Source organism: Gammaproteobacteria bacterium, from assembly GCA_011682695.1.
In the GTDB taxonomy this organism is placed as follows: Bacteria; Actinomycetota; Acidimicrobiia; order Spongiisociales; family UBA4744; genus BMS3Bbin01.
In genome coordinates this window covers 22,989-29,118 of the sequence record JAACED010000041.1, presented here as the reverse complement: position 1 = coordinate 29,118, position 6,130 = coordinate 22,989, and the positions used below count along the sequence as shown (strand labels likewise).

The 6,130-nt window shown below is 64.0% G+C and carries 7 protein-coding genes; 2 read left to right on the top strand and 5 right to left on the bottom strand.

Annotation, left to right across the window (positions count from 1 at the left end; all coding sequences use genetic code 11):
• Window positions 1-498 precede the first annotated feature (498 nt).
• The 5 genes from GWP04_08965 to GWP04_08945 all read right to left on the bottom strand — a co-directional run bounded on the left by GWP04_08965 (window position 499) and on the right by GWP04_08945 (window position 3,676).
• Entirely contained in the window at window positions 499-849 is a 351-nt protein-coding gene (locus GWP04_08965) for a hypothetical protein (GenBank protein ID NIA25685.1), read from the bottom strand.
• 224 nt (window positions 850-1,073) lie between these two features.
• Window positions 1,074-1,655 (bottom strand): hypothetical protein, encoded by a 582-nt coding sequence (locus tag GWP04_08960; protein NIA25684.1) that lies wholly within the window; start codon window positions 1,653-1,655, stop codon window positions 1,074-1,076.
• A 21-nt stretch (window positions 1,656-1,676) separates the two neighbouring features.
• Window positions 1,677-2,630 carry a zinc-binding dehydrogenase gene (locus GWP04_08955; protein ID NIA25683.1) on the bottom strand — a complete coding sequence of 318 codons (954 nt, stop codon included), beginning with the start codon at window positions 2,628-2,630 and terminating at the stop codon, window positions 1,677-1,679.
• 181 nt (window positions 2,631-2,811) lie between these two features.
• Window positions 2,812-3,195, bottom strand: a complete 384-nt coding sequence (locus GWP04_08950) for a hypothetical protein (GenBank protein NIA25682.1) — start codon at window positions 3,193-3,195, stop codon at window positions 2,812-2,814.
• 13 nt (window positions 3,196-3,208) lie between these two features.
• Complete coding sequence (locus GWP04_08945; GenBank protein NIA25681.1) at window positions 3,209-3,676, bottom strand: hypothetical protein; 468 nt, start codon at window positions 3,674-3,676, stop codon at window positions 3,209-3,211.
• A gap of 411 nt (window positions 3,677-4,087) precedes the next feature.
• Here GWP04_08945 and GWP04_08940 point away from each other — a divergent pair, with 411 nt between their 5' ends.
• Window positions 4,088-4,570, top strand: coding sequence for an NUDIX domain-containing protein (locus GWP04_08940; GenBank protein NIA25680.1), 483 nt, complete (start codon window positions 4,088-4,090; stop codon window positions 4,568-4,570).
• Between the two features lie 543 nt (window positions 4,571-5,113).
• Window positions 5,114-6,097: a hypothetical protein gene (locus GWP04_08935; GenBank protein ID NIA25679.1), complete on the top strand. Its 984-nt coding sequence runs from the start codon at window positions 5,114-5,116 to the stop codon at window positions 6,095-6,097.
• Window positions 6,098-6,130: the final 33 nt, after the last annotated feature.

Genomic DNA, 6,130 nt, shown 5'->3' with positions numbered 1-6,130 from the left:
CCCCAAAGACGTCGTCGCGCTCCCACCGCTCGAGGCTCACCTCGCCAGCCGCGAACGGTGACCTCGGCCGGGAGGTGGACGCCTGCACCGCACCTACCAGAGTCCGCGGGTGATGAGAAGCGACTCGAAGTAGCGTGTCCAACGAGAATCCGCGGAGAGTCGAGCGTGGTCGCTGCTGCCGTTGTGAACCTGAGCGTCGGGGTGGGCTCTCGCGACCACAACGCGTCCACATGACACTGGAAACCACCGCGAAACGATGCGAGACGATGAGAGGCGAGAAACCAAGGGGCACAAGGCCTGTCGCCGCAATACCCCGATTCTGCAGGCGCGCGAAACTGCCTTTAGAAACCTTCACACGGCAGAGGTCACCGATTCGATCCCTGTAGCGCCCACGGCCGGGATCCCCCAATGAGTACGGGGTTTGTGTACTCAGGAGCGGGTGGTCCTGACGAACACCCGTAGCCGGGGGAGTGGCCTGCGCGGTACCGAGTCCCGTCTTCAGTTTGCGTTTCCGAACTCGGCAAAGACAACGACTGCCTCGCGAATCACGTCGCCGTCGAGAACGAGATACTCGGCGGTCCGTACGCGGACGCCGTCGGTCACGTTGACCCCTTCGTAGATGATGGCGGCATCGTTGGGGCCGTAGATCGCCCCGAGCATGGTTACGTCCCGCCACTCGATCCCGCTTGCAGAGGCTGCGACGAAAACGTCGGGGTCGGTATAGGTCTCGATCCCCCAATCAAACCTGATCTCGTCGGCCAGACACGCACGCAGCGCCGGCAGATCACCCTCCTGCCAGGAGCGCACGTAGCGGGCAACGAGTTGTGCCGTTGCCGTTTCTGAGGGCATATGCCCGAGCGTACCACCAGCCCTTGGGGGGCGGTCTGGTTCGATCAGGGCCTGCAGAACACCCGAAACGGTGCAAATCGATGAGAGGCAAGAAGGCGCTGCGGTCAAGGGTCGTTGCCGCGCCATCGTGGTTCACCGGACGACACGGGGTCCCCCAAGAACCTCACATGGCACAGGTCGCCGATTCGATCCCAGTAGCCCGCCGGCAAAGGCAGGGAATGGGGTCAGCCGACGGGTGTTTGGCCGGCGGGAGCGCCGGATCCGTGCGGTGCAGCGAGAGCGACGATCAGACAGAGAATGGCCGTGACGGTCACGATCGATCCCATCACCCACCGCTCCACCACGCTGGATGACGCCAGGTTCGTGACCGTGTTGAGCACCAGATACCCGAAGACGACCCACGTCGCCCAGCGGAGGAACCCGTCGCCCAGTGGCCCGGCAGGAGCGGCACCGGCTCGTGCGAGCACCACCCACGCCGCAAAGACGAGGATCAACGCGGCTGCCGCGCTCATGACGCGATACCCACCGGGAAGAACCCCGGCGTTTGTCGCTGCCCGGCCGCCATAGGACATGTCGCCCCAGGGAGCCCCAAGCGCGAGGGCGACCTGAAACGCGGCACGGCGGCAAGCAACACCGCCGCCACGAGAGCGACTCTTTCTACCGTCGACATCCTTGCTCCTTTCTGGGAGAACTACCGGCTCGCGAAGTGGTGGCGGACCCGTCGGTCCGCCACCAAGCCCGGACAGTCCCTGGAAGAGCGGTGCCACGATCAGGTCCTGCTCGCCTCGGGCGACAATTCGCGGCAACGGTGTACGTGCCGGACGTCTTCATACGGTGACGACGATCTTGCCGCGGGTGTGTCCGGTTTCGTAGTGGCGGTGAGCTGCGACGGTTCGGTCGAGAGGCAGCTGGAGTTCGATGATCGATTTCAGTGATCCTTCGGCGGCGAGGTCCACGACCGGTTGGAGGCTGTCGCGCGGAATACCGCCGGCCATCATGAAGTGGACGCGTCGCCGGGAAGGTCTCAACGGGTTCAACGCCATGCCTGCAAGTACGCCGAGTCCCGCAACGGTCGTCGAGTAGACGCCTCCTGGTCGCAGTGCCTCTCGGTAGGCGCCGAAGGAGCCGGCTGCCACCGTATCGAAGATCACGTCGTAGGCGTTTCGCCGGGCGGTCGGGTCGTCGCGGGTGTAGTCGATGACGTCATCGGCGCCCAGCGAGCGAACCAGATCCATGTTGCGGGTGCTGCACACTCCGGTCACTTCGGCGCCGTAATGGTGGGCGAGCTGCACGGCGAACGTACCCAGGCCTCCAGATGCTCCCACGATCAACACCCGGTGGCCTGGCTCGAGGCCACCGATGGCATGCAGGAAGAGGAGTGCTCCCGAGCCTGCCCCGGCAAACGCGGCGGCCTCGACATACTCGACTTGGTCGGGGATCGTGGTCACCGCCGCGGGCTCGACGCACAGGTATTCGGCGTTGGCGCCACCCGAGCGTGAGATTCCCACTACCCGATCGCCGACGCTCAGTCCGTCGACACCATCGCCGAGTGCCACGACCTCCCCGGCGAAGTCGAAGCCCAGGATCGAGAGTTTCGGTCGGAAGATCCCCGACAGTATCCGCCCCTTGCGTTGCCCGCTGCGGAAGATCACATCGATCGCGTTGATGGAGGTGGCGTGAATCCGCACCTTGGCGGAACCCGGCTGCAGCACCGGTTCGGGAATCTCTGCCACCCGCAGCACCACGGGCGGTCCGAACCGTTCATACAGGACTGCTTTCATGAGTGGCCTCCCCGACACGCCGGCGACGACACCGCAAGCGCGATTCTCCAGACGATCTGCATGTGAGCGTCTCGCTCTCCTTGGTAGGTCCGCGTATTGACGCTGATCACAGCCGGCTTCCTGTCCATCTTTCGCCAGGCACGACCGCTGCAAGGCGAGGCGCGGCGAGACCGGATGCCCGTCACGCGACCACTCGCATCCACCAGTCGGGGGCCGTAAAGGTGAGTGTGAGCAGCCCGACATCGATGAGGACACCCACCGCGATCCATGGGTGCCAGAACGCGACCAGCAGAAGCACCGAGGCAAGCGATCCGACGATGACCAGCGGCTTCCACAGCGAGCCCAAGCCCGGTACCCCCCATGCGGCCAGGCTGAGACACACAAATGCGACGACGGTCATGACGGCGAGCGTCACTCCGACGGCCCGGCGAATCGACGCAGGCAGGAGCCACGATTCATCGAGAGTGAAGGGATAGTTCGGGTCACTGGGGCCTGGCGTCAGGTATCCGACCTGGACCAGGCCGTGTCCCAACAGGCCCAGTCCGATCAGGATTCGTATAACCATCGTTCTTTTCCCGTCAGCTCGGATGCGGCGCGCCACGCCGTCTCTGTGGGTGTTTCCCCAGGTCCCAGATCGCCGTGTCATACCGCCGCAAGAAGAGCACCCCCTGCAGCAAGGCCAGCATGATGTTGGTGAGCAGGTACGGCCATGCCAGGAACGGGAGCACCAACAGCACCCACAGGACCGATGCGCCGACACCCATGTCTACGTAGGTGCCACGGCTCAGGATGAGCAGCCCGACGGCGATCTCGAACACGATGACGAGGCTCATGAACAGCTCGCCGTTGGGCATGAACACGTCCGACATGAAATCTTTGAGGAACGGGAACCAGGCACCTTCGGCGTACCCGCCCAACTCGTGGCTTCGCGAGAACGTGTACATCGCGTTGAAGATCGCGGCTGCCAGGTAGGCGACGCCGATCAATCCGCGCCAAATGTTCCAGCCGATCCCGCCGACCCTCCGCTTGTGTCCCTTCGTCGTCATGATCCCCCCCGGGTCCCTGTCCCCACTCGTGGCGGCTCACCGTGCTCCGGATGATCGATTCCAGCCCCGGGCGGTCATTGCCTGCCTGGCCTGTTGGTCCCGACTTCTCCGTCACCGGCGAACACTCGGACGGTGTTGCCGTCAGAGCTGTCGATGGTGATCCGTACGCCGGTAGCCGGGCTGAAAGCCGATGACGTCACGCCTGCACTCACCACCATCAAAAGCATCGCGAATGTGAGTCGGATGCAGATTTCCACATCGAAACCCACCCTACCCCGTCGCGCCTCCACCAGGGGGCCGTCTTTTCGATGCCCGAGTCGGTCTGGGAGCTGAGTGATGACGCACCGATCGCCTGCCCATTCGGACAGCGATCGACTCCACTGTGTGGAACGGCGCGCTACGGTGTCGGACATGCCGATGAGCGCCATCCGTCTCGCAGCCAAGGCCGTGATCGTCTCCGACGGAGCTATCTTGCTGACCCGCAACCTGCATCCTGACGATCCGGACGGCGACTTCTACCTGCTACCGGGTGGGGGACAGCGCCACGGGGAATCGCTGACCGACTGTCTTCGTCGCGAGGTCCGTGAAGAAACGGGCTATCCGCTCATTGTCGGCGATGTGCTCTGGATCAGGGACTACATCGGTGCAAGCCACGAGTTCGCCGAGTACGAACGTGACGTCCACCAGGTCGAGGTGATGTTCTCGTGTTCGATCGATGCAACGGCAGGCCCGAGTGAACCGACCGAGCCGGACGCATGGCAGCTGTCGGTGGACTGGGTACCGATCGCCCGCCTGTCCGACCTTCGCTTCTTCCCCTCCGCTCTCGTCCCGCGCCTCGTCGCGTTGGCCGCTCGCGGCTCGTACGGGCCGCACTACTTGGGTGACGTGAACTGATCTGGCTGACACCCTTGGCCAACCACACCTTCGCGGTCACTGCTCCTTTTGCCGGTTGATTCGAACGTCCGCCTTCTCGCCGGTGACAAGACGTTCGGTCACGAGTTCATCGAGGGTCGAAGCTTCGTTCACACCCGCTTCGTTGAAGACCAGGCTCGCCGAAGCGCTTCGCGAGGCGAGCGGGCCCTCAGTCACGGAGCAGGCGGCGGGGTGGGCACGTAGCTTCGCTGATCGACCGCACCCTGACCCACGGGCGACGAAGTTCGAGCGCGTGAACGAGCACAACACCCACCTGCCCGCTATCGACACCTCTGCGGGCGTCCATCAACGCGGGCGGTGACCGCCCGCCAGTGGTATCTCAGGGTGCAAGGTCGGCGGGTAGGGTCGGTGTCGTACCGAGACCGGCAATTGGGCCGCAGGGGCCACCCTGAGATCTGGCGTGGCATCGGTCGGTTGTGGGCCGACATTCTCGGGTGAGGTTTCGGGCAGAGGCTGGTTGCGGGATGCAACGCCGCCGCTGGAGGGCGGTCGGGGAGGTTCGAGATGAGGTGGCGAGTCGATCGGCTGGTTGGTGCCACGGAGGCATCCGAGTGGATGGATGGCTTCAGCGACCCTGTCTTTCATGACGATCTCGGTACCAGGTATTGCGTCAGCTGGGATCAACACTGGGTGAGCTGCCTGGAGCCGGACGGGAGCATACGCTGGAGCTGCGGCCCGGAGCCGGTGCCTGGCAGTCCCGTTCACATCTTCGGTGATCTGGAGAATCCTGCCTTTGTCTCTCGCCTGTCCGACGGCGGGGTGCTCGTCTCCTGTTTCGGTAATCATCGGTTCGTCCGGGTCGATCCAGAAGGGCAGGAGGCCCAGGTGCTGATCGACGGCGACACCCACGGCCTGAGGGACACCGGCTATGGGGTGGTGGATCACCGGGGCCACATTTGGGTCAACGAGATCACCGGGTGCCGGATCTGGGAGTTCTCCGCTGACGGTCAACCGATCCGTGCCCTGGGCGATGGTCAGCCCGGTTTCACAACGGAGGCGGTGCCCTGCGGCGAGGTCCGCTTCAACTGGGTGTATGACATCCGCTGTGGACCAGATGGCAACATCTATGTCCTCGACAGCAGGAACTACGCCCTTCGCATGATCGATGTCGAACGCGACGTCGTCGTGCGGGTTGCCGGCACCGGTCGGCCCGGATATACCGGCGACGGCGGCGATCCACTCCAGGCGACCTTCGGGAGCAGCCCCGACCTGAAGTATGACGGTCCATGGACACTGTCCTTCGATGAGGATGGAAACATCTTCATCGGTGACACGCAGAATCACGTGGTGCGCATGGTGGAGAGATCGTCCAACACGATCACCACTATCGCCGGGCGATTCGACTACCAGCCCGGTGATCGCAACGACCCGCTGGTGACCGACCCGATGCGCCTCAACTTCTCGCGCATCGCCGGCATGCATTACTTCGACCGCCTGCTCTATATCACCCAAGAAAAGGGCGAGCTGGTGATCTTGGCGAAGACGTGACAGCCCGGGGCAATGCTACGGAACCAGCGCCTC

Bases quoted from the DNA above. Each gene is read 5' to 3' on its own strand.
- GWP04_08965 (NIA25685.1), bottom strand. From the start codon at position 849: ATGCCCTCAGAAACGGCAACGGCACAACTCGTTGCCCGCTACGTGCGC.
- GWP04_08945 (NIA25681.1), bottom strand. From the start codon at position 3,676: ATGACGACGAAGGGACACAAGCGGAGGGTCGGCGGGATCGGCTGGAAC.
- GWP04_08950 (NIA25682.1), bottom strand. From the start codon at position 3,195: ATGGTTATACGAATCCTGATCGGACTGGGCCTGTTGGGACACGGCCTG.
- GWP04_08955 (NIA25683.1), bottom strand. From the start codon at position 2,630: ATGAAAGCAGTCCTGTATGAACGGTTCGGACCGCCCGTGGTGCTGCGG.
- GWP04_08940 (NIA25680.1), top strand. From the start codon at position 4,088: ATGCCGATGAGCGCCATCCGTCTCGCAGCCAAGGCCGTGATCGTCTCC.
- GWP04_08935 (NIA25679.1), top strand. From the start codon at position 5,114: ATGAGGTGGCGAGTCGATCGGCTGGTTGGTGCCACGGAGGCATCCGAG.